Annotated in this window: 1 protein-coding gene; it reads left to right on the top strand. The window is 43.7% G+C overall.

Annotated features, from left to right (window positions below; genetic code table 11):
• Nucleotides 1–32: 32 nt before the first annotated feature.
• The coding region (locus SB756_RS30360; protein ID WP_410913275.1) for a FimD/PapC N-terminal domain-containing protein at nt 33–270 on the top strand (238 nt) is incomplete at its 3' end.

Raw genomic sequence — 270 nt, 5'->3', positions numbered from 1 at the left:
CCGAACAAGAATAAAAACGGATAGAAACGTGTATGCCTGACCATTCTCTTTTTCGATTACGGATACTTCCGTGGTGCATTGCGCTGGCAATGTCAGGGAGTTATAGCAGTGTCTGGGCTGAAGACGACATTCAGTTTGATTCCCGTTTTCTGGAATTAAAAGGCGACACGAAAATTGATCTGAAGCGTTTTTCCAGTCAGGGATATGTTGAGCCCGGAAAATACAATTTACAGGTTCAACTAAATAAACAGCCATTGGCGGAAGAGCACG

The organism is Pseudomonas sp. SIMBA_068 (assembly GCF_046534705.1).
GTDB lineage: Bacteria > Pseudomonadota > Gammaproteobacteria > Pseudomonadales > Pseudomonadaceae > Aquipseudomonas > Aquipseudomonas putida.
Note: the sequence above shows the minus strand (reverse complement) of the source record. Positions and strands in the feature narration are given on the sequence as shown.